General features: G+C 62.4%; 19 protein-coding genes and 1 tRNA gene. 7 read left to right on the top strand and 13 right to left on the bottom strand.

Annotated features, from left to right (window positions below):
* Positions 1 to 9: 9 nt before the first annotated feature.
* On the bottom strand, positions 10 to 1,824 hold the full coding sequence (uvrC, locus tag HELO_RS09980; protein ID WP_013332567.1) for an excinuclease ABC subunit UvrC: 1,815 nt from the start codon (positions 1,822 to 1,824) through the stop codon (positions 10 to 12).
* 63 nt (positions 1,825 to 1,887) lie between these two features.
* The gene (gene uvrY / locus HELO_RS09975) at positions 1,888 to 2,535 is read right to left on the bottom strand and encodes a UvrY/SirA/GacA family response regulator transcription factor (RefSeq protein ID WP_041602068.1); all 648 of its coding nucleotides are present in this window, start codon (positions 2,533 to 2,535) and stop codon (positions 1,888 to 1,890) included.
* 237 nt (positions 2,536 to 2,772) lie between these two features.
* Here uvrY and HELO_RS09970 point away from each other — a divergent pair.
* Positions 2,773 to 2,848 (top strand) — tRNA-Ala (locus HELO_RS09970).
* A 170-nt stretch (positions 2,849 to 3,018) separates the two neighbouring features.
* Here HELO_RS09970 and HELO_RS09965 read toward each other — a convergent pair.
* The 9 genes from HELO_RS09965 to HELO_RS09925 all read right to left on the bottom strand — a co-directional run bounded on the left by HELO_RS09965 (position 3,019) and on the right by HELO_RS09925 (position 13,352).
* The gene (locus tag HELO_RS09965; RefSeq protein WP_013332565.1) at positions 3,019 to 3,789 is read right to left on the bottom strand and encodes a FadR/GntR family transcriptional regulator; all 771 of its coding nucleotides are present in this window, start codon (positions 3,787 to 3,789) and stop codon (positions 3,019 to 3,021) included.
* A gap of 94 nt (positions 3,790 to 3,883) precedes the next feature.
* On the bottom strand, positions 3,884 to 5,050 hold the full coding sequence (locus tag HELO_RS09960; RefSeq protein WP_013332564.1) for a fumarylacetoacetate hydrolase family protein: 1,167 nt from the start codon (positions 5,048 to 5,050) through the stop codon (positions 3,884 to 3,886).
* 90 nt (positions 5,051 to 5,140) lie between these two features.
* On the bottom strand, positions 5,141 to 6,718 hold the full coding sequence (locus tag HELO_RS09955; RefSeq protein WP_013332563.1) for an aldehyde dehydrogenase (NADP(+)): 1,578 nt from the start codon (positions 6,716 to 6,718) through the stop codon (positions 5,141 to 5,143).
* Between the two features lie 90 nt (positions 6,719 to 6,808).
* Entirely contained in the window at positions 6,809 to 7,795 is a 987-nt protein-coding gene (gene araD1, locus HELO_RS09950; protein ID WP_013332562.1) for an AraD1 family protein, read from the bottom strand.
* Positions 7,796 to 7,897: 102 nt separating this feature from the next.
* Positions 7,898 to 8,875 carry a glycoside hydrolase family 43 protein gene (locus tag HELO_RS09945; protein ID WP_013332561.1) on the bottom strand — a complete coding sequence of 326 codons (978 nt, stop codon included), beginning with the start codon at positions 8,873 to 8,875 and terminating at the stop codon, positions 7,898 to 7,900.
* Positions 8,876 to 8,901: 26 nt separating this feature from the next.
* Complete coding sequence (locus HELO_RS09940) at positions 8,902 to 10,272, bottom strand: MFS transporter (RefSeq protein ID WP_013332560.1); 1,371 nt, start codon at positions 10,270 to 10,272, stop codon at positions 8,902 to 8,904.
* 45 nt (positions 10,273 to 10,317) lie between these two features.
* Positions 10,318 to 11,622, bottom strand: coding sequence for a TRAP transporter large permease (locus HELO_RS09935; RefSeq protein ID WP_013332559.1), 1,305 nt, complete (start codon positions 11,620 to 11,622; stop codon positions 10,318 to 10,320).
* Positions 11,622 to 12,221 carry a TRAP transporter small permease subunit gene (locus HELO_RS09930; protein ID WP_013332558.1) on the bottom strand — a complete coding sequence of 200 codons (600 nt, stop codon included), beginning with the start codon at positions 12,219 to 12,221 and terminating at the stop codon, positions 11,622 to 11,624. Before HELO_RS09930 ends, HELO_RS09935 begins: the two co-directional genes overlap by 1 nt.
* 111 nt (positions 12,222 to 12,332) lie before the next feature.
* Positions 12,333 to 13,352 carry a TRAP transporter substrate-binding protein gene (locus tag HELO_RS09925; RefSeq protein ID WP_013332557.1) on the bottom strand — a complete coding sequence of 340 codons (1,020 nt, stop codon included), beginning with the start codon at positions 13,350 to 13,352 and terminating at the stop codon, positions 12,333 to 12,335.
* Between the two features lie 229 nt (positions 13,353 to 13,581).
* On the opposite strand from HELO_RS09925, the gene HELO_RS09920 reads away from it, so the two are divergent.
* Together HELO_RS09920 and HELO_RS09915 are read left to right on the top strand one after the other, a co-directional pair.
* Positions 13,582 to 15,339, top strand: a complete 1,758-nt coding sequence (locus tag HELO_RS09920; RefSeq protein WP_013332556.1) for an IlvD/Edd family dehydratase — start codon at positions 13,582 to 13,584, stop codon at positions 15,337 to 15,339.
* Between the two features lie 64 nt (positions 15,340 to 15,403).
* Positions 15,404 to 16,465: an arabinan endo-1,5-alpha-L-arabinosidase gene (locus HELO_RS09915; RefSeq protein ID WP_109637437.1), complete on the top strand. Its 1,062-nt coding sequence runs from the start codon at positions 15,404 to 15,406 to the stop codon at positions 16,463 to 16,465.
* A 198-nt stretch (positions 16,466 to 16,663) separates the two neighbouring features.
* On the opposite strand, the gene HELO_RS09910 is transcribed toward HELO_RS09915, so the two are convergent.
* The gene (locus HELO_RS09910) at positions 16,664 to 18,970 is read right to left on the bottom strand and encodes a family 43 glycosylhydrolase (protein ID WP_013332554.1); all 2,307 of its coding nucleotides are present in this window, start codon (positions 18,968 to 18,970) and stop codon (positions 16,664 to 16,666) included.
* Positions 18,971 to 19,411: 441 nt separating this feature from the next.
* Between HELO_RS09910 and HELO_RS09900 the strand changes: the two genes are divergently transcribed.
* Positions 19,412 to 21,211 carry an IlvD/Edd family dehydratase gene (locus HELO_RS09900; RefSeq protein ID WP_013332553.1) on the top strand — a complete coding sequence of 600 codons (1,800 nt, stop codon included), beginning with the start codon at positions 19,412 to 19,414 and terminating at the stop codon, positions 21,209 to 21,211.
* A gap of 179 nt (positions 21,212 to 21,390) precedes the next feature.
* A complete protein-coding gene (locus HELO_RS09895) occupies positions 21,391 to 22,317 on the top strand; it encodes a Gfo/Idh/MocA family protein (RefSeq protein WP_013332552.1) in 927 nt (308 codons plus the stop codon).
* A gap of 62 nt (positions 22,318 to 22,379) precedes the next feature.
* Here the strand turns inward: HELO_RS09895 and HELO_RS09890 are convergent, their stop codons facing one another.
* Positions 22,380 to 23,333 (bottom strand): LysR family transcriptional regulator, encoded by a 954-nt coding sequence (locus tag HELO_RS09890; protein WP_041602517.1) that lies wholly within the window; start codon positions 23,331 to 23,333, stop codon positions 22,380 to 22,382.
* Between the two features lie 281 nt (positions 23,334 to 23,614).
* Here HELO_RS09890 and HELO_RS09885 point away from each other — a divergent pair, with 281 nt between their 5' ends.
* Positions 23,615 to 24,757, top strand: a complete 1,143-nt coding sequence (locus HELO_RS09885) for an aldose epimerase family protein (protein ID WP_109637435.1) — start codon at positions 23,615 to 23,617, stop codon at positions 24,755 to 24,757.
* 291 nt (positions 24,758 to 25,048) lie between these two features.
* Positions 25,049 to 26,182: a carbohydrate porin gene (locus tag HELO_RS09880; RefSeq protein ID WP_013332549.1), complete on the top strand. Its 1,134-nt coding sequence runs from the start codon at positions 25,049 to 25,051 to the stop codon at positions 26,180 to 26,182.
* Positions 26,183 to 26,433 lie beyond the last annotated feature (251 nt).

The following is a 26,433-nucleotide window of genomic DNA, read 5'->3' as shown; positions in this document are numbered from 1 at the left end:
TGCCGTCACTCATCCATGCAAGGCGCGATGAATCGACTCGGCGAGTGTCGCGCTGATGCCGGGAACCCGTGCGAGTTCCTCGCGGCTGGCTTGCCTGACACCCTGCAGGCCACCGAAGAAGCGCAGCAGCTCGCGTCGTCGACGAGGCCCGACCCCGGGAATGTCCTGGAGCGTCGATGTTCGTCGGGCCTTGTCGCGCCGGGTGCGGTGTCCGGTGATGGCGAAGCGGTGCGACTCATCGCGGATATGCTGCAACAGGTGCAGGGCCGGTGAGGAAGTGTCGAGATCCAGGGTGCGGTCAGGGGTCTCGATGAATAGTGTTTCGAGGCCTGCCTTGCGAGTCGTGCCCTTGGCCACGCCGATGAGGCCGACGCCTTCGACGCCGAGTTCGGCGAAGACCTCCCGGGCCATGTTGAGCTGGCCCTTGCCGCCATCGACGATCAGCAGGTCGGGCGCTTCTCCCTCGCCGTCCTTGAGCCGCTTGAAACGTCGCGTCAGGGCCTGGCGCATGGCGGCGTAGTCGTCGCCGGCTTCGATATTCTTGATGTTGAAGCGTCGGTAATCGGACTTGCGAGGACCGTTGGCGTCGAAGACCACGCAGGAGGCCACCGTGGCCTCGCCATGGCTGTGGCTGATATCGAAGCATTCGAGGCGGGCCGGTACCCGTTCGAGCGACAGGGCATCGCCCAGGGCGGCGAAGCGTTGCGCGAGCTGGCTCTGGCTGGCCAATTGGGAGGACAACTGCTGTTCGGCGTTGGTGCGCGCGAGTTCCTGCCATTGAGCCCGGTGACCGCGTACCCGTGCGGTGACACGCACGCGTTTCCCGGCGCGTGTTTCCAGGGCCCGGGCGATCAGATCGGTATCGGTTAGCGCATGGCTGGTGATGATCTCGGCGGGAATCTCGCGCGCCTGGCCGAGATAGTACTGGCTGATGAAATCGCCGAGCAGCGTGTCGGGCGTCAGGTCGAGACCATTGCTCGGCGTGTGGTGGCGTGCGCCCAGCAAGCGACCGCCGCGCACCGAGAGTACCGAGATGCACAGGGCGCCGGGGCGGCTTGCCAGGGCGAAGATATCGGCGTCGCCGCTGCCGGTGTCGACGAACTGGCGTTGTTGAAGCTGGCGCAGTTGCTGGATCTGGTCGCGCAGGCGGGCCGCTTCCTCAAAATCAAGGGCCTGGCTGGCGGCCTCCATGTCCCGGGTGAGTTCCTGGGTCACCATCTCGCTCTTGCCTTCCAGGCATTGCACGGCGTGTTCCAGGTCGCGGCGGTAGTCGTCCTCGTCGATGTAGCCCACGCAAGGCGCGCTGCAACGGCCGATCTGATACTGCAGACATGGGCGACTGCGGTGGGCGAAGACACTGTCCTCGCAATTGCGGATGCGAAAGATCTTCTGCATCAGCGAGAGGCTTTCACGCACCGCGCCACTGCTGGGGTAGGGGCCGAGATAGCGGCCATCGCCATGCCGGGTGCGCGCCCGCTTGTATTCCAGCGCCGGATAGGGATGCCGGTCGGTGACGAAGACGAAAGGATAGGACTTGTCGTCGCGCAGCAGGATGTTATAGGGCGGACGCTGCTCCTTGATCAGGGTCTGTTCGAGCAGCAGGGCCTCGGTTTCGCTGTTGGTGACCGTGACCTGAATGTCGGCGATGCGCGAGACCAACGCCTGGGTCTTGGTGTTGAGCGTACCGCGAAAGTAGCTGGCCAGGCGTGCCTTGAGCCGCCGGGCCTTGCCGACGTAGAGGGTCTCGCCTTGCTCGTCGAGCATGCGATAGACCCCGGGGGACTCGGTGATGGTGTCGAGGAACTGGCGAGAATCGAAGCTCATCGGGATGCCGGTAACGGATGAAACGGCCTTTATCCTATCAGATCAGACCCGTTACCGGCTGGGTCAGTCCACCTCGCTGAAGCCGTCCACCAATCCGTATCGCAGAGCCAGGTGGGTCAGCTCCACGTCGGAATGCACGTCGAGTTTCTCGAAGATGCGGTAGCGGTAGGTGTTGACGGTCTTGGGGCTCAGGAACATGCGGTCGGCGATGTCGGCGACCTTCTGGCAGTTGACGATCATCATCGCCACCTGGAGCTCGCGCTGGGAAAGCTGGTCGAAGGGGTTGTCGTTGGAGTCGATGCGAAACAGCACCAGGCGTTGGGCGATGTCGGGACTGATATAGCGCTTTCCGCCGAAGACGCTGCGGATCGCCTGGACCATCTCGTCGTGCTGAGATCCCTTGCTGATGAAGCCATGGGCGCCGGCCTCGAGCAGTCGCTGGGCGAAGGCTTCTTCGATGAAGGCGGTCAGTACCAGGATGCGTACGTCACTGGTCAGGCGAGTGATCTTGCGAGTGGCCTCCAGGCCGCCTATGCCGGGCATGCGGATATCCATCAAAATGACGTCCGGCTTGAGTTGGCGGGCCTGACCGATGGCTTGCTCGCCATCGGCAGCTTCGCCGATCACGCTGATGCCTGGTTCGTCATTCAGCAGATGGGCGATGCTGGTCCTCACCAAGTGATGGTCATCGGCGACGAGAACCCTGATCAAGAAGGAACTCCTAACAGTACAGTGGACGGAATGCGGGGGTATGGCCCGCGTTGCAAGAGACGCGATCCTGGCCGAACAGCCTGCGTTGAATTGCGCATACCTTGGCATAACATGAGGTTAAGTGGAATTGGCGATGGCGCCTCGGTAACGTTTTTTATCATTTTGCTGATTCCCGGGTTGACGATTCGCGTTTCGATGAATAATATACGCCTCGTTCTCGCAACGGCGAGTACATGTGGGGCCTTAGCTCAGCTGGGAGAGCGCAACACTGGCAGTGTTGAGGTCAGCGGTTCGATCCCGCTAGGCTCCACCAACAGTTTTCGAGAATCAGCCGCCTGGTGCAATGCATCAGGCGGCTTTTTCGTGGCTGCTCGAATGAACAATGGTGACATCCAGGCGGAGTCACTGGCGGGATTCGGTCGTCATGACGGACGAGGCCAGCAGAGGGGCCGGCCTCCGTGCTTCCCCGGTCCCGGGGGCGCCTCAGTCTCGATCGCCGGGTGGCAAGGTGTGGCCGCCCAGGGTGCCTTCTCCCGGTTCGATGCCCAGCGCCGCGGCGGTACCCGCCAGGACCGCCTGGGCGGCGCGGAAGGCTTCGGCGGGGCGTCGTGCGCGAATGTTTTCCATGACCTGGCGATGTCGTTCGAGACTGGCCTCGGGGTCGGTGGCGCTGATGTTCGACGTCTCGATCAGCAGATGGATCGAGGGGCGCAGTATGTGTGATAGCTGGGCCCAGACGATGTTGTGGGTTGCCTTGAAGATGGCGACGTGAAAGGCAACGTCGTACTCGCTGTGCAGGCGTCGCTGGGGGTCGCCGGAGGCATCGTTGAGGTGCTTGCCCATGCCGTCGAAGGCTTCCTCGATGGCGACCAGGTCGCGGGCGGTGGCGCGCCGGGCGGCGGTCATCGCCACATAGGGCTCGACGTCGAGGCGAAAGGCGAGGATTTCTCGCTGGATTCTGGGGTTGGGCGCGGCATAGCGCGTCATCCAGTCGGTGACCTGCGCATCGAGGATGTTCCACGCCTCGTAGTCACGAACCTTGGAACCATGCCCCGAAATGCGTTCGATGATGCCGACATCGACCAGCATGCGCAGATCGCTGCGCACCGCCGAGCGGTTGAGGCTGAATTGCTGGGCCAGGTCGACTTCCTTGGGAACGAAATCGCCGGGTCGATAGCGGCCGGAGAAGATGGCTTCGGCGAGGTATTCGGCGATGGAAGGACGTGCACGCGAAGGGCGGGAGGTTGCTGGCACTGACGGGCTCCGCAGAAATGGCGATGATCCTAGCCTAGGTTTGGCATGGCTGCAATCCAGTCGGAAATGGCCGATTCGGCGTCTCCGACGCTGTTCATGCTCGGCGGGTGGACGAGCCTTGCTGATCGGCCAGCCAACGCCGAATGCCGTAGGTCCAGGGTGGCAATTGATCGCTTCGTCCCACGCGATTGACCAGGGTGCCGAGGCGTGGCGTCGCGATGCTCACGATGTCGCCCGGATGGTGGGTGAATCCCTGACCTGGCCCGTCCCGATCCTGGATCGGCGAGAACATGGTGCCGAGAAACAGCATGAAGCCATCCGGATATTGGTGATGGGCGCCGATGGTCTGGCCGACCAGTTCCTCCGGTGAGCGGCTGATCTCGCGCATGTCGCTCGAGTCCTCGAGCCGGAAGCCGTCGTCCTCGCCGTCGATGCGCAGTGCGACCATGGCGCCACGCACGTCGTCCATGGTGAAGTGCTCGTCGAACAGGCGAATGAAGGGGCCGATGGCGCAGGAGGCGTTGTTGTCCTTGGCCTTGCCCAGCAGCAGGGCGCTGCGTCCTTCGATGTCGCGCAGGTTGACGTCATTGCCCAGGGTGGCGCCGATCGGCACGCCCGCCGCGTTCACGGCCAGCACGATCTCGGGTTCGGGGTTGTTCCAGTGCGATGCCGGATGCAGGCCCACCCAGGCACCGAAACCCACCGAGGAGAGCGGCTGTGCCTTGGTGAACACCTCGGCGTCCGGCCCGATACCGACTTCCATGTACTGCGACCAGGCACCACGCGCCTTGAGTTCGTCGCGCAGGGCCATGGCCTCATCGGAGCCCGGGGTGATCCGCGACAGGTCTCCACCGATCAGCCGTTGCAGCTCGTCGCGCAGTTCGGCGGCCCGGCCCGGATCACCGCTGGCCTGTTCCTCGATGACGCGCTCGAGCAGGCTGACGGCGAAGGTGACGCCACATGCCTTGATGGCCTGGATGTCGCAAGGTGCCAGCAAATGCGGGGCGAGTTGCGGCGAACGCTCGGAGTTGTCGAGCAGGGTCGTGACATCGCACAGCACCGGCCCCGTGACGGAGGCGGCCCAGCGCGCGGCGTCGTCGCGGTCGAGCAGGTCGGCCATGTTGCCGACCGAGTCGGAGACGTCGATGACCTGGCCGTCGCGCACGATCACCAGCGCGGGACCTTCCGGCGTATCGCGCCAGACCCGGCCGACCAGCAGGGCCTGGTGCTGATCGTCGGGGAGTCGATTGTCCTGAGACATGGGAGTGTCATCCTGTGAAGAACGGCGTGATGGGGTCGGCGGCCCCGATGGTGCCGCCGACCCGATAGTCCGCCTGTTTCTGTCGTCGGCTCAGTGCTCGCGCTGGCCGTCCACCAGTCGGCTGACGCCGTGCGGGTTGCCATCGCGCAGGGCTTCGGGCAACAACGCCTGGGGCAGGTTCTGGTAGCACACCGGACGCAGGAAGCGGTGGATCGCCGCGCTGCCCACCGAGGTGGTGCGCGAGTCGGATGTGGCCGGGTAGGGGCCGCCATGCACCATGGCATGACATACCTCGACCCCGGTGGGCCAGCCGTTGACCATCACGCGACCGGCACGACGCTCCAGGGTCGGCAACAGGTCACGGGCGAAGTCGACGTCGGCATCGTCCATCTGCAGGGTCGCGGTGAGCTGCCCCTCGAGATGCTCGGCGACGCGCTTGACCTCGTCCTGGTCGGCGCAGCTCACCACCAGCGAGGTGGCACCGAAGACTTCTGCCTGCAGCGTCTCGTCGGCGAGGAAGTCCTCGGCCTTGGTCACGAACAGGCCTGTCTGGCACTGGTTGGGGGCGTCGCTGGATTGTCCATGCGCCACTTCGCGCGCCTTGTCGCTGGACGCCAGGGCCGCCACGCCGCGGTCATAGGCATCCCGGATGCCCGGCGTCAGCATGGTCTGGGTGCCGCTGGCTTCGACGGCCTTGGCGGCAGTGGCCAGGAAGCCATCGAGTGCTTCGCCCTGAATGCCGATCACCAGCCCCGGGTTGGTGCAGAACTGGCCAGCGCCCATGTTGAGCGAGCCGACGAAGCCTTCGGCGAGTGCTTCGCCACGCGCCTCGAGGGCCTCGGGCATCAGGAAGACCGGGTTGATGCTACTCATCTCGGCGTAGACCGGGATCGGTTCCGGGCGATTCTGCGCCAGGCGTGCCAGGGCGGTGCCGCCAGCCCGTGAACCGGTGAAGCCCACGGCCTTGATGTTCGGATCCGTGACCAGCGCCTGGCCGATCTCGTTACCGGCACCCTGGAGCAGGGAGAAGACCCCCTCGGGTAGCTGGCATTCGGCGACTGCTGCCTGCACGGCGCGGCCCACCAGCTCCGAGGTGCCGGGATGGGCGGGGTGTCCCTTGACGACCACCGGGCAGCCGGCGGCCAGGGCCGAGGCGGTGTCGCCGCCGGCGACCGAGAAGGCCAGCGGGAAGTTGCTGGCGCCGAATACGGCCACCGGCCCCAGGGCCACGTGGCGCTGGCGCAGGTCGACCCGCGGCATGGGCTGGCGCTCGGGCAGCGCGGGGTCGATGCGCACGTCGAGCCATTCACCATCGCGCACGACCTTGGCGAACAGGCGCAACTGACCGCAGGTGCGGCCGCGCTCGCCCTCGAGGCGTGCGCGCGGCAGGCCGGACTCGGCCATGGCGCGTTCGATCAGTTCATCGCCGATGCCCTCGATCTTGTCGGCGATCGTCTCGAGAAAGCGCGCCCGGGCCTCGAGACCCGTTTCGCGGTAGCTGTCGAAGGCCGACCGGGCCAGTTCGCTGGCGCGTTCGACCTCGGCCTGGCCGCCGGTGGGGAAGGCCGGCTGGAGTGTCTCGCCGGTGGAAGGGTCGATGGCGTGGAAGGCCTCGCCCGTGGCCAGAACGGCTTCACGTCCAATGAGTTGCGTGCCTTCTATAGTCATGGTCACTCCTTTCATGGGTAACGATGGGACGCTGTTCAGGCATTTTCAGGTGCCTGCAGCGACCTGGCTGGATAAGTGCCTGGATGGTACCTACAGCGGTGAAACGTCCGTGTCGTTGTTGGTTGTCTCCTGGGTCAGCGGATTGCGCAGGGCGCGGCCGAAGGCCGGAATCTCGATCTCGAAGCGATCGCCCTCGCGCGGCTGAATGCCGTCGGCGAAGCTGAGCGTGGCAGTGCCGAAGAAGTGCACATGCACGTCGCCGGGACGGCGGAAACCCGGATACTTGAAGTGGTGATGCTCGAGGTTGGCCAGGCTGTGGGCCATGTTGTCCTCGCCGGTCAGGAAGGGTTTTTGCCACAGTGTCTCGCCATCGCGAGTGATGCGGCTGACCCCCTCGAGGTGGCCGGGCAGCGAACCGATGAGCAGTTCCGGTCCGAAGCTGCAGGCGCGCAGCTTGGAGTGGGCCAGCCACAGGTAGTTGAAGCGCTCGGTGACATGGTCGGAGAACTCATTGCCGACGGCAAACCCCAGACGGCGTGGACGACCGTCGTCATCGATGAGATACAGGCCGGCCAGCTCCGGTTCCTCGCCGCCATCCTGGGCGAAGGCCGGCGAGGGCAGTGGCGCTTCGGGCGGCACCACGCAGTCGCCGTCGCCCTTGTAGAACCATTCGGGCTGGGCACCCACCTCGCCGGCGTCGGGTTTGCCGTTCTCCACGCCGAGCTTGAACATGCGCATGGAGTCGGTGAGGTCTTCCTCGTTGGCCTGGGTCTTGGCATGCATGGCCGAACGGGCGTCGGCGCTGCCCAGGTGGGTCAGGCCGGTGCCGGTGACCAGGCAATGCGCCGGATCCGGGTGCGTGAGCGGCGGCATCAGGCGTCCTGTGTCGATGAGCTCGGCATAATCCAGGCGAGTGTCGGTCAGGCGCGCTTCGACGACTTCGGCAAGTGAGCGGCCCGATGCCATGGCGTCGCGGGCGAGATGATAGGTATCGGTATCGGCGAGCCGCACCGTCGTTTCGGTTTCCACCAGGGCGGCGTGCAGGCGGTCTTCGTGCAGGCACTGGATCAGGCGCATCGGTTCGTTCTCCTCGGCGTGTCGCCGCTGCTGCATGCGGGACAGGATGGCATGTTCAATAAATAATTCCAAATGTTGTACATATAGGCGAGATTGGTGCTATCAACCCGCCAGTTCATCCTCGTCTTCCGGGGTTTCCACCAGCGATGGCCGGCCGAAGCGAGGGAACCCATCGGCGTCCCAGGCAATGGGTTTGACGTAGGTGTGGCGGTTGGGATCCCAGAGTGGATCGCCGACGATTTCGGTATAGGTACGGGCGTGATACACCAGCATGTCGGTGACGCCATCCTCGGCGACGGTGAAGCTGTTGTGTCCGGGGCCGAATACCGAGCGCTGCGGGTCGCTGGTGAACACGGGGCTGGCCGATTTCTTCCAGCTGTCCGGGTTCAGCAGGTCGGCGGACTGGTCGGCCCACAGCAGTCCCATGCAATAGTTCTCGTCGGTGGCGCTGGCCGAGTAGGTCAGCAGCACGCGGCCGTGTCGAATCAGCACGGCGGGGCCCTCATTGACCATGAAGCCTCGCGTTTCCCAGTCGAACTCGGGAATGGAAAGCCGGACCGGCGGACTGTCGAGAGTCTCCGGCGTGGCCATCCGGGCAATGTAGAGGTTGGTGTTGCCCGGGATGCTGGCTTCCTTCTGCGCCCAGACATAGTAGAGCTCGCCGTCATGCTGGAAGGCGGTGCCATCGAGACAGAAGCTGTCGATACCGGTATCGATCTGTCGGGGATGGCTCCACTCGCCCTGCATGGGATCGCTGGCGCTGGTGGCGATGCAATACATGCGGTGCTGGAAAAGACCGTCACGAATCTCGCGGCTTGGCGCGGCGGCGAAATAGATGGTCCAGCGGCCCTGATGGTAGTGAAGTTCCGGGGCCCAGATCAGCTCGCTGAGCGGGCCGCTGTCTTCCTTTTCCCAGACGGTGACCGGCTCGGCCTCGGCGAGGCCGGCGATGGTGGTGGCGTGACGCAGCTCCAGCCTGTCATAGGCGGGAACCGAGGCGATGAAGTAGTAGCCGTTGTCGTGGCGGTGGATGAAAGGGTCCGCCCGTTGTTCGATCAAGGGGGCAAGAGACTTGCTCATTGCGTTCTCCTGTTGCCGTGCTGGTGTCATGATGTCCTGGCGTCAACGGTCGCCGGAGTCGTATCGTCCAGCTCGCCGTCCTGCATGGCGTTGTAGTAGCGGTTGGTGATGCGGTACTTGAACATGAAGCTGCCCATCAGGGTGTGGAACAGCCCGGGAATGATCGAGAGCATCAGTGCGATGCCGGTCAGGGTGAAGGCGCTCTGCTCGACGTTGGCTTCGTAGTTGAAATAGGTCAGCAGCTGGCCGACGAGAAAGCCTGCCGCGCCCATGCCGGCCTTCTGGCAGAAGGAAATGCCGCCGAAGGCGAGGCCCGAGACGCGTTGCCCGGTCTTGGCTTCGCCATAGTCGACGGATTCGGCGATCGCCGACCAGAAGACGGGAGCATGCAGGTCGACGATGAAGGAAATGAGAAAGTACAGCACGAAGGCGAGGACGATATCCCCCGGGCCGACGGCGACGAACATCAGCACGCTCAAGGCGCCGACCGCCAACTGGCTCCAGCGGAAAAGCTGGATCTTGCAGTGGCGCTTGGTCAGCCATGTCGAGGCGACCATGGCCAGTATCGCCGCGCTGACCCCGGTGGTCAGAAAGGCCGACAGCATGGTGGCATCGGCGCCCAGGTAATACTTGGCATAGTAGGCGGCCACCGAACTGCGCATGACATAGCCCAGGGTGCCGGTGAAGCAGACGGCGCAGAGTATCAGCCATTGATCGTTCTTTTTCAGGATGCGCAGCTGCGAACGCAGTGGCTTGTCCTCGATGGTGTGCTGAACCCGTTCGGTGGTGGTGGAATAGCAGAACAGGAAGAGCAGGGTGGCCAGTCCGCCCATCAGTCCCATGGCAAACTGGTAGCCGAACTGGAGGCTCTCGCTGCCCACGTATTCGGCCAGCTTGGGCACGATGATGGTGACGAGAAAGGCCGCGATCTTGGCGAAGAAGAGACGATAACCATTGGCGGAGAGCCGATCCTGGGGATCGGGCGTCAGCACGCCGATCAACGAAATGTAGGGAATCGTCACGGCCGTGAACATCAGGGTGACGAACAGATAGGTGGAATAGGCCCACACCAGCTTGGCGTTATAGCTCCAGTCCGGTGTGGTGAACAGCAGCAGCACGGAAATGCCGAAGGGGACCGAAAAGATCAGGAAATACGGCCGGTAGCGCCCGCGCTTGCTGTTGAACTTGTCGGTGACGATCCCCATCAGCGGATCGGTGATGGCGTCCACCAGGCGAGCCACGAGAAAGAGAATCCCCATGTGGCTCGGCTTCAGGCCAAAGATGTCCGTATAGAAGAACGAGATGATCAGAAACATCGAGGAAATCACGATGTTGATCGCCATGTCCCCGCTGCCGAATCCTACTTTTTCCAGGTAGGTCAGGCGTCGCGTCGTCATTGTCTTGTTTCCTTATTCCTTGGCGTTATTGGGTTTAGGGGGCGCCTAGTTCACCAGCCACATGGCCAGATTCGGCCAGAACAGCAGCGCGAACAGCACGCACAGCTGCAGGGCGATGAAGGGCAGCACCGAGACGAAGATGTCCTTGAGGCTCACTTCCGGCGGCGCCACCCCTTTCAGGTAGAAGGCGGCCGGGCCGAACGGTGGCGACAGGAAGGACACCTGCATGTTCACCGCGAACAGGATGCCGAACCAGATCGGGCTGTAGCCCAGTTGCTCGACGATCGGCACGAAGATCGGCAGGGTCAGCATGGCCACGCCGATCCAGTCGAGGAACATGCCCAGCACCAGCAGGATCGCCATCATCACCAGCAGGATCACGATCGGCGCCACGTCGAGGCCCATGATCATGCCCGAGATGAAGCGGTTGCCGCCCATCAGGTTGTAGACCCCGACCAGCGCGGCGGCGCCGATGCCGATCCAGATGATCATGCCGCAGGTGGTCAGCGTCTGGCCCAGGCTCTCGTGCATGGTCTTGAACGAGAACTCGCCGCGCAGCACCACCGCCAGCAGCACGCCGAACACGCCCATGGCCGCCGCCTCGGTCACCGAGGCCACGCCGCCATAGATCGAGCCCAGCACCATCACGGCGATCAGCCCCGGCACGACGATCGCCTTGAGCGCCTGCCAGCGGTTGGCGAAGCCCTCCTCGCGGTCGGCGTCGCTCATCGGCGGCCCCATGGCGGGATTGCGCAGGCAGCGCACCAGCACATAGCCGATGTAGCTGATCATCAGGATCACCGCCGGGGTGATGGCCGCGGTGAACAGATCGGCGATCGAGACACTGGCGATCAGGCCATAGATGATCAGCACGATCGACGGCGGCATCATGGTGCCCAGCGCCCCGCCGGCGCAGACCACGCCGATCGACAGGTGCTTGTCGTAGCCCAGGCGCAGCATCTGCGGCAATGCCAGGATGCCCAGCAGCACGATCTCGCCGCCGATGATCCCGGACAGCGCCGCCAGGAAGAAGGCCACCACGATGGTCTGTACCGCCACGCCACCGGGCAGGCGGCCGGCGAAGACCCGCATGGCGTTGAACAGGTCCTTGGCGATCCCCGATCGGTCGAGCAGCGAGGCCATCAACACGAACATTGGCACCGCCACCAGCGAATATTCGGTGACGAAGCCATAGACGCGGCTGGTGACCAGCGGCAGGGCACTGGCCCCGAACCAGCCGAAGGTGAACACGAGCGCGATCAAGCCGGTGATGAAGGCCAGCGGCAGGCCGGTCACCAGCAGCGCGAAGATGGCCGCAACCATCAACAGGGTAGCGTCGGCGATTTCCATCAGGCCGTGCCCTCCGTGTCGTCGACCTTGGGCGCGGGCTTGCCGCGCAGCGATTGAATCAGGTGCAGCAGCGACTGCACGCACATGATGGCCAGGGCCAGCAGGATCACGCCCTTGACGAAGGCCGGGAACGGCGGGTTCCAGGAGGTGCCCGAACGCTCCAGCTGCCACTCGCCCAGCGGGTTGTGCGAGGCGTCCCAGAACATGGTGTAGGCGGCGTAGGTCATCCCGGCGCAGAACAGGAAGGCCACCAGATCGTTGAAGCGGTCGAGCCACAGGCGGGCGACCGGGCCGACGCTGTCGTAGAGCACCTTGACGCGAATGTGGCGATTGCTGGCCAGGGCCGCCGGGCCGCCGAAGGCGAAGCTCACGGCGACCAGCATGACCACCGTCTCGTGGACCCAGGAGGTGGGCGAGGCGAAGGCATAGCGCATGATCACCTCATAGACGCTGATCGCCATGGCGACGAACACCAGCCAGGCGGCAAGGCGACCACAGGCCACCACGCCACGGTCGAAAGCAGTGCGTACCGGGTCGGGAGGCGTCTCGTGCGGCGTGGCGGTCGGAGGGCCGCCGGCGTCCTCATGGGTGGATGACATCTTGACTCCGTGCCGACGTTGTCGGGCGGTGTGGTGACAATGACAAGGGGCCGGCGAGGCCGGCCCGGGAGTGCGGGGCAAGCCCCGCCGAGCGTTTTCCTGCGCGCGCCCTTAGAGCTGTCCGCGTGCTTTGAGGAAGCTGGTCGCGGCGTCGTAGACCTTCTGGGTCATTTCGTTGCGACCGGCCCATTCCTTCCATTCCTGTTCGGCGGCCTGGCGGAACTTCTTGCGCTCTTCCGCCGGCAGGTCGAAGGGATGCACATCGGGATTCTCGCGAAGCTTGGCGAGGGTCTCGATGTCCTGTTCCTTGAGGCGGGCGATCAGGTCATACGCCATGGCGTCGAAGGCCGTCTCGAGCGTGGTCTGCAGGTCTTCGGGCAGGCCATCCCAGATGTCCTTGTTGATCGACACGGCGATCATCGGCATGGAGTGGAAGCCCGGGTAGAGCGGGTAGGGGGCGAAGGCGTGCAGCCCCTGGGCGTCGTTGTTGGACAGCACCGTGGAATCGGCGGCATCGATCACGCCCTTTTCCAGGCCGGTGTAGACCTCGGAGCCCGGCAGGTTGACCGGCGTGGCGCCGATACGCTCGAAGATGTTGTAGACCATGCCCTGGGGGGCACGGATCTTGAGGCCTTCGAAATCCTCGAGGCTTTCGATGGGCACCGTGGAGGGAACGGACTCGAGCGGGAAGGTGGCAGCACCGATCAAGTGGCTGCCATAGGGCTCGGAGAGTTCGTTGTAGAGCTCTTCGCCGCCGCCCTGTTTCATGAACTCCAGAAAGTCGTAGGGATCGTTCCAGGCGCCGACCAGGTTGCCCAGCATGCCGAAGGCGGGGTTCTGGCCGGAGAAGTAACTCGGATCGGTCATGTGGCCCTGCAGGATGCCGGAGCTGACGGCCTGCAGCGTTTCGGTGGGGCCGACCACGGCATTGATGGGCAGCAATTCGATCTGGACGCGGCCATCGGTCATGGTGCCGATGCGTTCGGCCCACTCCTGCTTGACCTTGAAACTCGGTTCGCCGGCGGTTTCCGAGGCCTGGAAGGTCCACTCGTACTCAGCGGCATGGGCGCCGGTGACGCTCAGCAGCAGGGCGGAGGCGCCCAGGAGCAGTTTAGGGGTCAGGTGTGGCATCGAATCTCTCCGTTGAGGGAGGTTGTTGTTGACGTTCGTGCTGGAGCTTGGGGTGTCGGGTGCATGCCCATTGCTGTTCAACGGGCAGGGGAAATGTTGCTCATGACTCAGATATGTTCAACATATACTTTCGTATGTGTGTACTTTTGGCGCGCCTCGTCGTAGTGTCCATGTCACATCATCGGTGGGCCCGGCCCATCGCCCAGGAATGCCGCGAGGAGTCACCTCAATGTCGTCATCGAAGACTTCCAGCAAGCCGAAGCTGCGCAGTGCCGAGTGGTTCGGTACCGCCGACAAGAATGGCTTCATGTATCGCAGTTGGATGAAGAACCAGGGCATCCCCGACCATGAATTCCAGGGCAAGCCGATCATCGGCATCTGCAATACCTGGTCGGAGCTGACGCCCTGCAACGCTCACTTCCGCAAGATTGCCGACCATGTGAAGAAGGGAGTCCTGGAAGCGGGCGGTTATCCGGTCGAGTTCCCGGTGTTTTCCAATGGCGAATCCAATCTGCGCCCGACGGCGATGTTCACCCGCAACCTGGCGAGCATGGACGTCGAGGAGGCGATTCGCGGCAATCCGATCGACGCCGTGGTGCTGCTGGTCGGCTGCGACAAGACCACGCCGGCGCTGTTGATGGGCGCGGCGAGCTGTGACATCCCGACGATCGTGGTTACCGGTGGGCCGATGCTCAACGGCAAGCAGGAAGGGCGCGACATCGGCTCGGGCACGGTGGTCTGGCGCCTTTCCGAAGAGGTCAAGGCTGGCAAGATCTCGATGCACGACTTCATGGCCGCCGAGGCGGGCATGTCGCGTTCGGCAGGCACCTGCAACACCATGGGCACGGCTTCGACCATGGCCTGCATGGCCGAGTCGCTGGGCGTGTCGCTGCCGCACAACGCCGCCATCCCGGCGGTGGATTCGCGTCGCTATGTGCTGGCTCACCTGTCGGGCAATCGCATCGTCGAAATGGTCGACGAGGATCTGCGCCTCTCGAAGGTTCTGACGCGAGGAGCCTTCGAGAACGCCATTCGCACCAATGCGGCGATCGGCGGTTCCACCAACGCGGTGATTCACCTCAAGGCCATTGCCGGGCGCATCGGCGTCGACCTGGCGTTGGACGACTGGACGCGCATCGGTCGTGGCACGCCCACGCTGGTGGACCTGCAGCCCTCCGGGCGCTTCCTGATGGAGGAGTTCTATTATGCCGGCGGACTGCCCGCCGTGCTGCGTCGCCTGGGCGAGGCCGATCGCTTGCCGAACAAGGATGCGCTGACCGTCAACGGCAAGACGCTGTGGGACAACGTCGTCGAAGCGCCGCAGTACAACGACGAGGTGATCCGGCCGCTCGACAACCCGCTGGTCGAGGATGGCGGCATGTGCGTGCTGCACGGCAACCTGGCCCCCAAGGGCGCGGTGCTCAAGCCGTCGGCGGCGACCCCCGAGCTGATGACACACCGTGGGCGTGCTGTGGTGTTCGAGGACTTCGACGACTACAAGGCGCGCATCAATGACCCCGACCTGGACGTGGACGCCGACAGCGTGCTGGTGATGAAGCATTGCGGGCCGCGTGGTTATCACGGCATGGCCGAAGTGGGCAACATGGGCCTGCCGGCCAAGCTGCTCGAACAGGGCGTCACCGACATGGTGCGGATCTCGGATGCGCGCATGAGCGGCACGGCCTACGGTACCGTGGTGCTCCACGTGGCTCCCGAGGCGGCGGCCGGAGGGCCGTTGGCGGCAGTGCGCAATGGTGACTGGGTCGAGCTGGATGCCTACGCCGGCAAGCTGCACCTGGACATCGACGACGAGGAACTCCAGGCGCGCCTGGCCGAGCACGATCCCACCCAGGCCTCGCGTCAGATCGCCAGCAGCGGGGGATATCGTCAGCTCTACATCGAGCACGTGCTGCAGGCCGATGAAGGCTGCGACTTCGACTTCCTGGTGGGCTGCCGGGGTGCCGACGTGCCGCGCCACTCTCACTGAGATCGCCGTATGTAGAGCAACACAAGATCAATTGATGCAACACGGGGCCGTGAAGGGAGCAGTGATGATGTTCGAACAGCGCTATCAGGCCGGAGCCGCAAGGTTGATATCGTTGAGCGGTGCTGCTGCGCTTTGCGGCGCCATGAGCCTGGCTGCGGTGGCCGATGAGCTGCCCGAGGTGAGCATTCATGATCCGGTAATGGCCGAGGAGCAGGGCACCTACTACCTGTTCTCCACCGGGCCCGGGATCACCATCTACCGCTCACCGGATCGGCAGCGGTGGCAGCTCGATGGCCACGTCTTCGACCCCGAGCCCGACTGGGCCCGCGAGGTGGTGCCCGACTTTGCTGGTCATCTGTGGGCACCGGATATCATCGAGCGCGACGGTCGGTTCTACCTTTACTACTCGGTGTCGGCGTTTGGCCGCAATACATCGGCCATTGGTGTCGCGACCAACACAACGCTGGACGCCGATAGCCCAGACTATGCGTGGCGGGATCAGGGCGTCGTGCTGCAGTCGGTGCCCAACCGCGATCTGTGGAACGCCATCGACCCGCACATCATCGTGGACGAGCAGGATACGCCCTGGATGAGCTTTGGCTCGTTCTGGGGCGGCATCAAGCTGGTGCAGCTCGCTGACAACATGACTGAGTTGGCCGAGCCGCAGCAGTGGTACTCGTTGGCCAAGCGGGAGCGACCGGCTTTTATTCCGGATGATCACGCCGGTCCCGCCGACATCGAAGCACCGTTTATTTTCCAGCACGACGATTATTATTACCTCTTCGTCTCCTACGGCAAATGCTGCCAGGGGAAAGACAGCACCTACCACATGGCCGTGGGGCGCTCCGAAAACGTTCAGGGGCCCTACGTGGACCGGCAGGGCATAGACATGGCCGCCGGCGGTGGCACGGTCATTCTGGAAGGTAACGATGAGTGGTATGGCGTCGGCCACAACAGTATCTACCGCTTTGATGACCAGGACTATCTGGTCTTTCACGCCTACGACGCAGCCGATCAGGGCCTGCAGAAGCTCAAAATTGCCGAGGTCGAATGGTCGGATGGCTGGCCGACCGTGGATTCCGCGGCGCTGGGCAACTACCAAAGCGAGCTGGTGGACGCTGACTAGTGCCCCCAACGCCCGGTTCAACTGGCGCCGTGCCTTTCTTCGCTAAAGAGTCGAGCTGAGATACCCGCTTATCGAGTCGGAAACGGCCACCTATCCGGTGGCCGTCCATAGGGCTGACGTTTTCTCGGATTTACCGTCGTTTCTCTCTCTATATCCCGCCTTGCCTCAAACCCTGTGATCTGCGAAGAACCTAGCGGTTTATTGAGATGATGTCGTACTGCCAGGTGCCGTTGACTCCTGGGGTTCGCCCACTACTACGTCGATAGCGATTTCGCGGAACTGCGGGGCTAGCTCATGTTCTGTTTCGATGTTGAAGCGGGGCAGCCCCTGCTGGGTCCAGTGAACGCGCTGCACGAAGGTATCTCGACCGCCCAGGTCCTGATGGTCTGTACGCACGTGAAAGACGTAAATCTGGTTTCCATCGGCATCGTACGACCAGGCACCGTGGCCTGTGCCGAGCAGGAATTCACCGTTGTAGGGTTCTGACTTGTGGACGGGATAGTTGAGGCGCTCCCAGCTGGCGGGGTCGGTCAAATCGTCCCCCGAGGTGGCTCTGGCCAGCCCGGTGGCATAGGTGTCACCTACCAGTGAGCCTGAATAGAGCATGTTGACGATACCGTCGCGGATGAAAACGTTGGGGCCTTCGGCAATGGTGTTCTCCCAGGCGTAATGGGGGGCGATGATGCGTGTCGGTTCGCTGGTCAGGCGGGTAGGATCATCAGGATCCATGGTGGCGATATATACCGCTCCGAGCATTTGCCAGGCGTAGTAGGCTTGCCCTTCATCGATGAAAAAGGTCATGTCCAGAGAGATGCCCTGCAGCGGGTTGAGCAAGGATCCATCGGCCCGGACGACCTGTTCGGCGGTAGTCCAGTTGGCTGGATTGCGTGGATCGAGAGGCTCGCCTTGGTCATTTTGCTTGAGTTGAACAATACTGGCGCGGCCGGTCCACATGTCGGGCTGGCCATCCTCTCCGTCGTAGCAGGGCATGAAGAGAATCGACAGGCGGTTATCGATGTGGTGCATCTCCGGTGCCCAGAAACAGCCGGTCATGGGATTGCCCTCGGCATCCAGCGTACCCGCCGAGAGGATATCCACCTCGAGGTCGTCTCCGCCATGGGTATCCGCCAGCGCACTGATGGAGGGCGCCATACGCAGCGGCATACCGGTTGGCTCGCCATCGTTGTTGATGGGGTCCAGGTTGAGGTCTTTAGTGGCGACCATCAGAAAGTAATCATTTCCCTCGAAAGCAAAGGGCACGATCATGGGGTCGGCCCGCTCATCTGCCAGCGGAGTGGGAAATATCTCTTGTTTGAGTGTGCCGTGGACGCGATAGCGCCCGGGTGTTTGAGTGGTAATGTTATTGATGTCGGCGTCATCCCACTCGACGGCCAGCGAGTTGGTGGAACCATCGCTGTAGTCCAGAAGGATGCGTGCCGGTAGCGCTTTAGCGTCGAAGGTCGTATCGAGCTCGACATGGAGGGGCGATGGTAACCTCGCGCCAAGGTTCCGGATGGGCTCGAAACGGGTGGTGAGTTGCTCCGCGACCTCGCGGGTAATCGGTGTTCGGCTGCCGCTTTGGAAGTCAGCGATATCGCTGTTGGCGACACGCCCTGGCAGCGTTACCTTGCCGCGCTGGGGAGGTGATACCTCCGCCTCGGGTGAAAATGCGTCGAAGCTTGCGTGGTACTCGGTACCCGCATCGTTTCGCCAGGTAATCACATAGCGATCGAGCGCCGAGTGATAGGCAAAGGCAGGGTCGTTGACGCCGTCAGTCACGCCCAGGTCCAGCAGTCCGAGTTCTCGATAATCGAGCAAATCGTCTGATACCGCCAGCAGCACCGACGAAGCCTGTGAGCCGTCGCTGCCTCCACCTCGCGCCGTACGGGTGGCCATGATGCCGAAGTTGCCGTCTGCCAGATAGGCGAGATGCGGGTCGCGAAGGCTGTGCAGAATCTCGTCATGGGTGCCCAGCGGCGGTGGCGTTTCGGAGACCTCGGGAAAAAAGATGCCGTAGTTATGAAAAAGCGGCTCTCCGTCGAGCGCCAAGTGCATGCTCAGGGCGATATCGGCGTTGTTGGCTTCCGATGAGCTGGTCGGTGTGCGGTCAAATGCCAAGAGCTCGTGGCTCGAGTCAGCGGGCAGTAAAGTAGTGGTATAGCGGCGGGTGGTCATGTCGCCGTCCGCCGTATCGGCGAGCGTCACCGCCAGGCTGATCTCCCGGGGTGCATCGCCACTCGACTGGAGCTTCCCCTTCTCATAACGGGCGTCACCGCTGACTTCGACGCGCTCGATGCTCCTTCCCTCGGGAGGGGAAGGAATCGAACTTCCTGACACCATGACAGGCGGCACGATAAAGGGTGGCGAGTCGTTTCCTGCTGCAGTGGCGTCTGCTAGTGCCAGCGTGCTGGCGAACGCCGCCGCGGCGCCCACGGCCCACCGGGAGGCTGTGTTCCTGGTGAGTTCTAGAGCAGCACGATTGTGGTTGCGCTTGTGTATGGCCATTCTAGTTATCCATTTGTTAGTTATGATATTCGAATTTAAATGTTGAGCATTACCGTCATTTGTTCAACATATACTTTTGTATGTATATACTAGAAAAGGAGAAGCCGTTACTCTCGTGGCCCGGGTTCCTCGGTGCGTGTCGGCACACGCGAGGAGGCAATTCGTGGTAATCCGATGGACGCCGTGGTGCTTGGCTCGCGAGGCGGCAGCTGGGGGTCCGCTGCCACCGGGGAGTTTGGGACACCCGAGAAGTGGCCATGACGGCGGTCTTCCTGGCCTCAGACGAGACTCCCTTCATCGATGCGACCTGCTCGAGGATCGATGGCGGGCGCAGTGTGCTGTATCACGACTGACGGGGGCTGGCCTATCGCAGGGGGCGCGGGGTTTCCGAATACATTGTGCTGATCCAATGACTGAGATCAGTCGCTGACGAGACCTTCAATGACTATTCACAAGATCACTCCAGACCAGCTGCGTTCGCGCGACTGGTTCGACAATCCCGAGCATCCGGGCACCACGGCGCTGTGCATCGAGCGCTACATGAACTACGGCATGACGCTGGAGGAACTGACCTCTGGACGACCGATCATCGGCATCGCCCAGTCGGGCTCCGACCTGACGCCCTGCAATCGCCATCACGTCGAGCTGGTCAAGCGCGTCAAGGACGGGATTCGTGCCGCCGGTGGGGTGCCGTTCGAGTTCCCGTTGCATCCTATCCATGAGAATGTGCGTCGGCCCACGGCCGCGCTGGATCGCAACCTGGCCTATCTCGGGCTGGTCGAGGTGCTGCACGGCTACCCGCTGGACGGCGTGGTGCTGACTACCGGCTGCGACAAGACCACTCCGGCCTGCCTGATGGCCGCGGCCACGGTGAATATCCCGGCCATCGTGCTGTCCGGTGGGCCGATGCTCAACGGCTGGCACGGCGCGGAGCGGGTGGGCTCCGGCACCATCGTCTGGGAGATGCGCAAGCGCCTGGCCGCCGGCGACATCGACTATCCCGACTTTCTGTCGAGAATTGCCGAGTCCGCGCCTTCCGTGGGGCACTGCAACACCATGGGCACGGCCTCGACCATGAACTCCATGGCCGAGGCGCTGGGCATGAGCCTGCCCGGCTCGGCGATGATTCCCGGCCCCTACAAGGAGCGGGCCATGGTCGCCTATCAGACCGGCGAGCGCGTCGTCGACATGGTCTGGGAGGATCTGCGACCGAGCGACATCCTGACCCGGGAAGCCTTCGAGAACGCCATCGTGACCTGCTCTGCGCTGGGTGGCTCCTCCAATGCGCCCGTGCATGTCAACGCCATCGCACGCCATGCCGGCGTCGCGCTCGACAACGACGACTGGCAACGTCTCGGTCATGCGGTGCCGCTGCTGGCCAACGTGATGCCGGCGGGCGCCTATCTCGGCGAGGAATTCCATCGCGCCGGGGGCGTGCCGGCAGTGATCGCCGAACTGCTGTCCAATGACTTGATCCACGGCGACGCCCTGACCGCCAACGGCCGGAGCCTGGCCGACAACGTCGCGGGACGCGAGACTCAGGATACCGAGGTCATTCGGCGTTTCGACAATTCGTTGGTGGAGAAGGCGGGCTTCCTGAACCTCAAGGGCAACCTGTTCGACTCGGCACTGATGAAGACCAGCGTGATTTCCACCGATTTTCGCCGGCGCTTCCTCGAGGATCCCGATGATCCCGAGGCCTTCGAGGGCAAGGTGGTGGTGTTCGACGGTTCGGAGGACTATCACGCCCGCATCGACGACCCGGCGCTCGGCATCGACGAGCGCACCATCCTGGTGATGCGCGGGGCGGGGCCGGTGGGCCATCCCGGCGGTGCCGAAGTGGTCAACATGCAGCCGCCGGCGGCCTTGATTCGCCAGGGCATCGAGTCGCTGCCGTGCCTCGGTGACGGTCGTCAGTCGGGCACGTCGGGATCGCCCTCGATCCTCAATGCCTCGCCTGAAGCCGCCACCGGCGGTCCCTTGGCATTGCTCGAGACCGGCGATCGGTTGCGCGTCGACCTGGGGCGCGGCGAAGTGACTCTGCAGGTGGACGAAAGCGAGCTGGCCAAGCGTCGCGAGCGTCTCGAGGCTGCCGGTGGCTATGACTTTCCGGCGCATCAGACGCCCTGGCAGGAAATCCAGCGCACGCTGGTCGAGCCGCTGGCGGATGGCATGACGCTGCGCGGTGCGCCTGGCTATCGGGATGTAGCGCGGCTCAGCCCGCCCCGCGACAATCACTAGGTCTGTACGAAAAGCGACGGCGCCCGGTAATGACGGCGTCAAGCCTCAACTCACAAAGCCCATTTACCTTTTGTAAACTGCGCTTCTTCTTCGCTGATGTTTGCCCGGTCTGAGCGTCGCTCGTCGACGTTCAGGCCGCATCTGGCAAACCCTATTCCATTCGTCGGTCAGGAGGTTTCATGTCTTCATTTCGCCTGGGGCTGGTCGGTGCCGGCAAAATCGTTCGCGACCAGCACCTCGCCGCCATTCAGGCCACGCCGGGTCTCGAGCTCGTCGCCGCGGCCGATCCACATACGTCGCTCGAGGGCGTGCCCGGTTATGCATCGCTGGAGGCGATGCTATCCGAGGAGCCGTCGCTGGATGCCGTGGCTATCTGCACACCGGCCCACCTGCGCCATGGCCTGGCCCGCCAGGCACTGGAAGATGGCAAGGCCGTCTTGCTCGAGAAGCCACCCGGGGCGACCCTCGCCGAAGTCGAGGACCTGAAGGCCCTGGCCGAAGCGCGTGGCAGCGTGCTCTTTGCCGCCTGGCATTCGCGCTTCGCCCCCGCCGTGCCGCTGGCCCGGCAGTGGCTGAGCGAGCGCCGGGTCACGGGAATCGAGATCGTCTGGCACGAAGACGTCAGGGTCTGGCATCCCGGTCAGACCTGGCTCTGGGAAGCCGGCGGCATGGGCGTGTTCGATCCCGGTATCAATGCCTTGTCGATCGTCACCCAGCTGTTCGATACCGCTTTCTTCCTGAAGCAAGCCAGGCTCGAAGTGCCCGAGAACTGCCAGACGCCGATTGCCGCCAGGCTGCATCTGCGCGATGGCACGGGTGTGCCTCTCGACGCGGATTTCGATTTCCGCCATGAGGATCCGCCCCGCTGGGAGATGACTATCACGACAGAAGAAGGGCGGCTCGAGCTGTCGGGTGGCGGACGTCGCCTGGTGCTCGATGGCGAGGTGGCGGTCGACGAGCCGGAGCGCGAATATCCGGAGCTTTATGCCCACTTCCACGAACTGCTGACCACGGGACGCAGCGATGTGGATATCACGCCGCTACGGCACGTGGCGGATGCCATGATGTTGGGGCATCGGGAAGCGGTGGCACCGTTCAAGGAGTAAATGAGCATTTGAGCGGATTTTCAACGTCGTATAACCGAGCGTAGGCACTTTTCGGACAGTGCCTAGGGCGATCCGGCCCAGCCCTCGGCGATCACCTCGCGCAGCAGGGTGGTCAAGGCGGCGGCACCGGGAGAGAGACGCTTCTGGCGGAGGGTGATGAGGCCATAGGGCTGGACGCTCAAGGCCTCTTCTGTGGGCAGCACCCGAAAACGCTGCGGGTCGCAGAGCAGCTCGGCGACTTCGCGACTGGTGACGGTCAGGGTGTCGGAGTTGGCCACCAGGGCCAGCGATACCAGAACGTCCGAAGTGTTGATGATGCGCGTCGGCGGTGACAGGTCGTGATACATCAGGAGATGGTCGACACGCTGACGCATCAGGGCCCCCGGTGGCTGGAGCGACCAGGGGTAGGCCGTCATCTCGGCAAGCGTCGGCGAGGCTACATCCGCCAGGGGATGTTCGCGGCGGCACACCACGCTGATGGCTTCCTCGCCGATCTCCTCGAAGACGAAGTGACCAGGGTCGAAGCCTGCGGGAATGCGCGAGATGACCATGTCGAGCTCGCCCTCCAGCAGCCTGGGCACCAGGGCCGGACTGACATCCACATCGACGTTGACCTTGAGCCCCGGTAACTGGCGATGAACGCGCTCCAGAGCCCGGGAGAGCAGGGTCACCGCCGGTGCCATCACGGTGCCCACGGAGACCGCACCGGCATTGCCGGCATTGAGGGCATTGAGTTCATCGCCGGTCTGTTGCAGTGAGGAGAGGATATTGCGGGCATGGCGCACCGCCACCTCGCCATACCAGTTGGGCTCGACGCCTCGCGAGTGGCGCTCGAACAGGCGCACGCCCAGGCGTTCCTCCAGCTCGCCGAGCAGCTTCGAGGCGGCGGGCTGGCTCATGGAAAGGCTGGCGGCCGCACGATGCAGGTTGCGGTGGTCGTCCAGGGCCAGGAACAACTGCAGATGGCGTAACTTTAGTCTTACCTTGAGAAACCAGTCGGGTGGCAACTCACCCATGGCGGAGCGACGTGTCATATTGTGATAACCAAATGTATATGAATGGCTCGATAAGTCATTATTAGCGGTTAATGTCTCGTCTGTCTAATGTGGTCGACATTCCGTGGGATGTTACAGGAAGGAGACAACAACAAATGATCGCATTCGACCGCTTCCCAAGTACCTCGACAGCACGTGGCTCAGGAGCCGAAATTCGAAACGGAGCATGGGCCTTGCTGGCAGCCTTGCCGCTGGTGGCCGGTATCGCTTTCGCTCAGGAGACAAAGCAGGACGTAACGGGAATGGAGCAGCAGCGAAATATCGAACAAGGCGCTTTCGGTACCCTGCCGGATGGTAGCGAGGTGGCGCTGTATACCCTGACCAATGCTCAGGGAGCACGCCTTTCCGTGACGCCTTACGGAGGGATCATCGTTGCCCTCGAGGTGCCGGATGCCGAGGGTGAATTCGAGGACGTCGTGTTGGGATTCGATCGATTGGAGGGCTATCTGTCCGAGACCTATCGTCAGGCCAATCCCTATTTCGGGGCGTTGATCGGACGCTATGGGAACCGTATCGCCGGTGGTAAGTTCTCCCTCGACGGCAAGGTGCATACCTTGCCCACTAATGACGGCGACAACCACCTGCATGGTGGCGATCGAGGATTCGATCGACGCCTCTGGAAGGCCGAAACCGTCGAGGACGAGCGGGGCGTGGGATTGATCCTGACGCTGACCAGCCCCGATGGGGATCAGGGCTATCCGGGTGAACTGCAGGCCCGGGTTCGCTATACGCTGAGTGATGACAATGCCGTGATCGTCGACTATGAGGCCACCTCCGACGCCACCACACCCGTCAATCTCACCCAGCACAGTTACTTCAATCTCGATGGCGTGACCGGCGAACGAGCCGACGGCGACGATATTCTCGATCACCGCCTGACGATCAATGCCGATGCCTTTACACCAGTAGATGAGGGACTGATCCCGACCGGCGAACTGCGCTCCGTGGCGCAGACTCCTTTTGACTTCCGGAAGCCCACGGCCATCGGCGAGCGCATCGAAGCCGACAATACCCAACTGGCCAGAGGGAAGGGCTATGATCACAACTTCGTGCTCGACCGGGATGGTCTGGACGAGAACGAGCTGGTGACAGCGGCTCGCCTGGAGGCAGAACACAGTGGTCGGGTGATGGAAGTGCTCACTACCGAGCCCGGTCTCCAGTTCTACTCGGGTAACTTCCTCGATGGCTCCTTGACCGGCAAGGGAGGTACGACCTACGGCCATCGCTTCGGCCTGGCCCTGGAAACTCAGCACTTCCCGGACTCTCCCAATCAGCCTGATTTCCCTTCGACGTTGCTGCAGCCAGGGGAAACCTACCAAAGCCAGACCCGGTACGTTTTTTCTACCAACTCGACGACCGGCGAATCTGAGACGACTTCAAACTGACTTTTAAGCTCAGTGCACGGTCCACTACCCACTACTTACTACCCACTACGGCGATGACACCTTGAACCACGAGGTTCAAGGTTAGCCTGCCCGGTTGGCTCGACGCGTGGGTTTGTTGAGTGCGGATAAAAATAATTTTCTCTTTTTTGAGGGGCTTGGTTGCCCCTCATGGGGAAGTTATGTCCTTGATAAGCGTAAGGAGGTGGTTTGAAGAAATCTAGCTGAAAGGAGTGCTGTGGATATGGATCATCCAGGGGATGTAACAAATCTAATCGATAAAAGAGGTATCTAGTGAAAATACAATTAAAACCATGTGTTGGAGTTCTGTCCGTTCTTTTGGCAAATTCAGCATTTGCTGATGTGGTCCATGAGTATGAGTCGGGGAAATTAACCTTTGGCGGCGATGTTGAGCTTGATATCAATGCTCAGAACTCCCAGGAAGGGCCGATCTTTCTGGAGGGGGAGTTCGAAAACAACGACGAATATAATCAGACCGGACGCATCCTGCTCGAGGCCGCCGGTGAGCATACCAGCGGTCAGAACTACGCTCGCTTCAAGGTGCAGCCTCTGGTCGGCACCGACGGTGGTATGGGAGTCGATGATGCCTGGCTGGCTCTTGGTAATCGCGATAACGGCCTGGAGCTCAAGGTGGGGCGCTTCGAAGCCTTCGATCTTTTTCCGCTAGGCCAGGATGTGTTCGTCGAATACAGCGGTGATACCGCCAATGATCTGTACTCTGATGGCCACGGTTACATCTATCAGGCCAAGGAAGGGCGCGGTCGTGGCGGAGACTCCGGCCAGGTACTGCTCAGCCAGACGCGCGGCGACTTCTATGCCGAGATCTCGACCCTGTTTGGCGATCGCACCAACCTTTTTGCAAGCGACACGTATCACGGCTATGCCATCGACCCCGAGAACGATGCCAAGAACTCCTTCATCGTACGACCGGTAATGGCCTGGTCCCCAGGACCCTGGACACTGGCCGCAGGGGTGGAAACCAACGTTGTCGATGATGCCATCGTCGATGAACGTGGCGAGGATATCAGTGACCGTACTGGCTATGGTACGCGGCTTTCCTACTCTCTGGACGATTTCAGCGTCAATGCCAATCTGGCGTACCTGGATGCCCATGAGGAGGAAAACCTGACGCTGGGCCTCAATGCTCTGTGGCATGATTTCGGCCTGGGTTATATCCACGCGCGTAACGATATCGACAGCGTCAAGGAAAGCGCTGAAGTGGTCAGCATGCCTGGTACCTATACTTCCGACACTCTGTACACTTCATACCGCTTTGCCCAGGTAATGGGTATCGATAATCTGGATATCTATCTTGGGGCCTATTATAGCAAGATCGATCAGAAGGATAGCGATGGTGGAGACGCCGATCGCTACGGTGGTCGACTGCGCTTCAAGTATTATTTTTAACCCAGGCTTGTCAAGAAAGCACCGTATTTCTCCACTATTATAGTCTTCTTAAGTTACTAATGGTGGGGAGTTTAAGGTGCTTGTTATAGCCCGAGTTCTGTGTCTTCCACAGCTCGGGCTTTTTTCTTTGCAAGGCATTCTTTCATGTTAAAAAGAGTCATAGGTATACCGATAAACTTTAGTCGCAGCGTGGTGATTTCCATGGTGATGCTGACCTCATTGTTTCGGTGCTTCTTCCGTGATCGATACAT

The sequence above is a fragment of the Halomonas elongata DSM 2581 genome, assembly GCF_000196875.2.
Classification (GTDB): Bacteria; Pseudomonadota; Gammaproteobacteria; order Pseudomonadales; family Halomonadaceae; genus Halomonas; species Halomonas elongata.
Note: the sequence above shows the minus strand (reverse complement) of the source record. Positions and strands in the feature narration are given on the sequence as shown.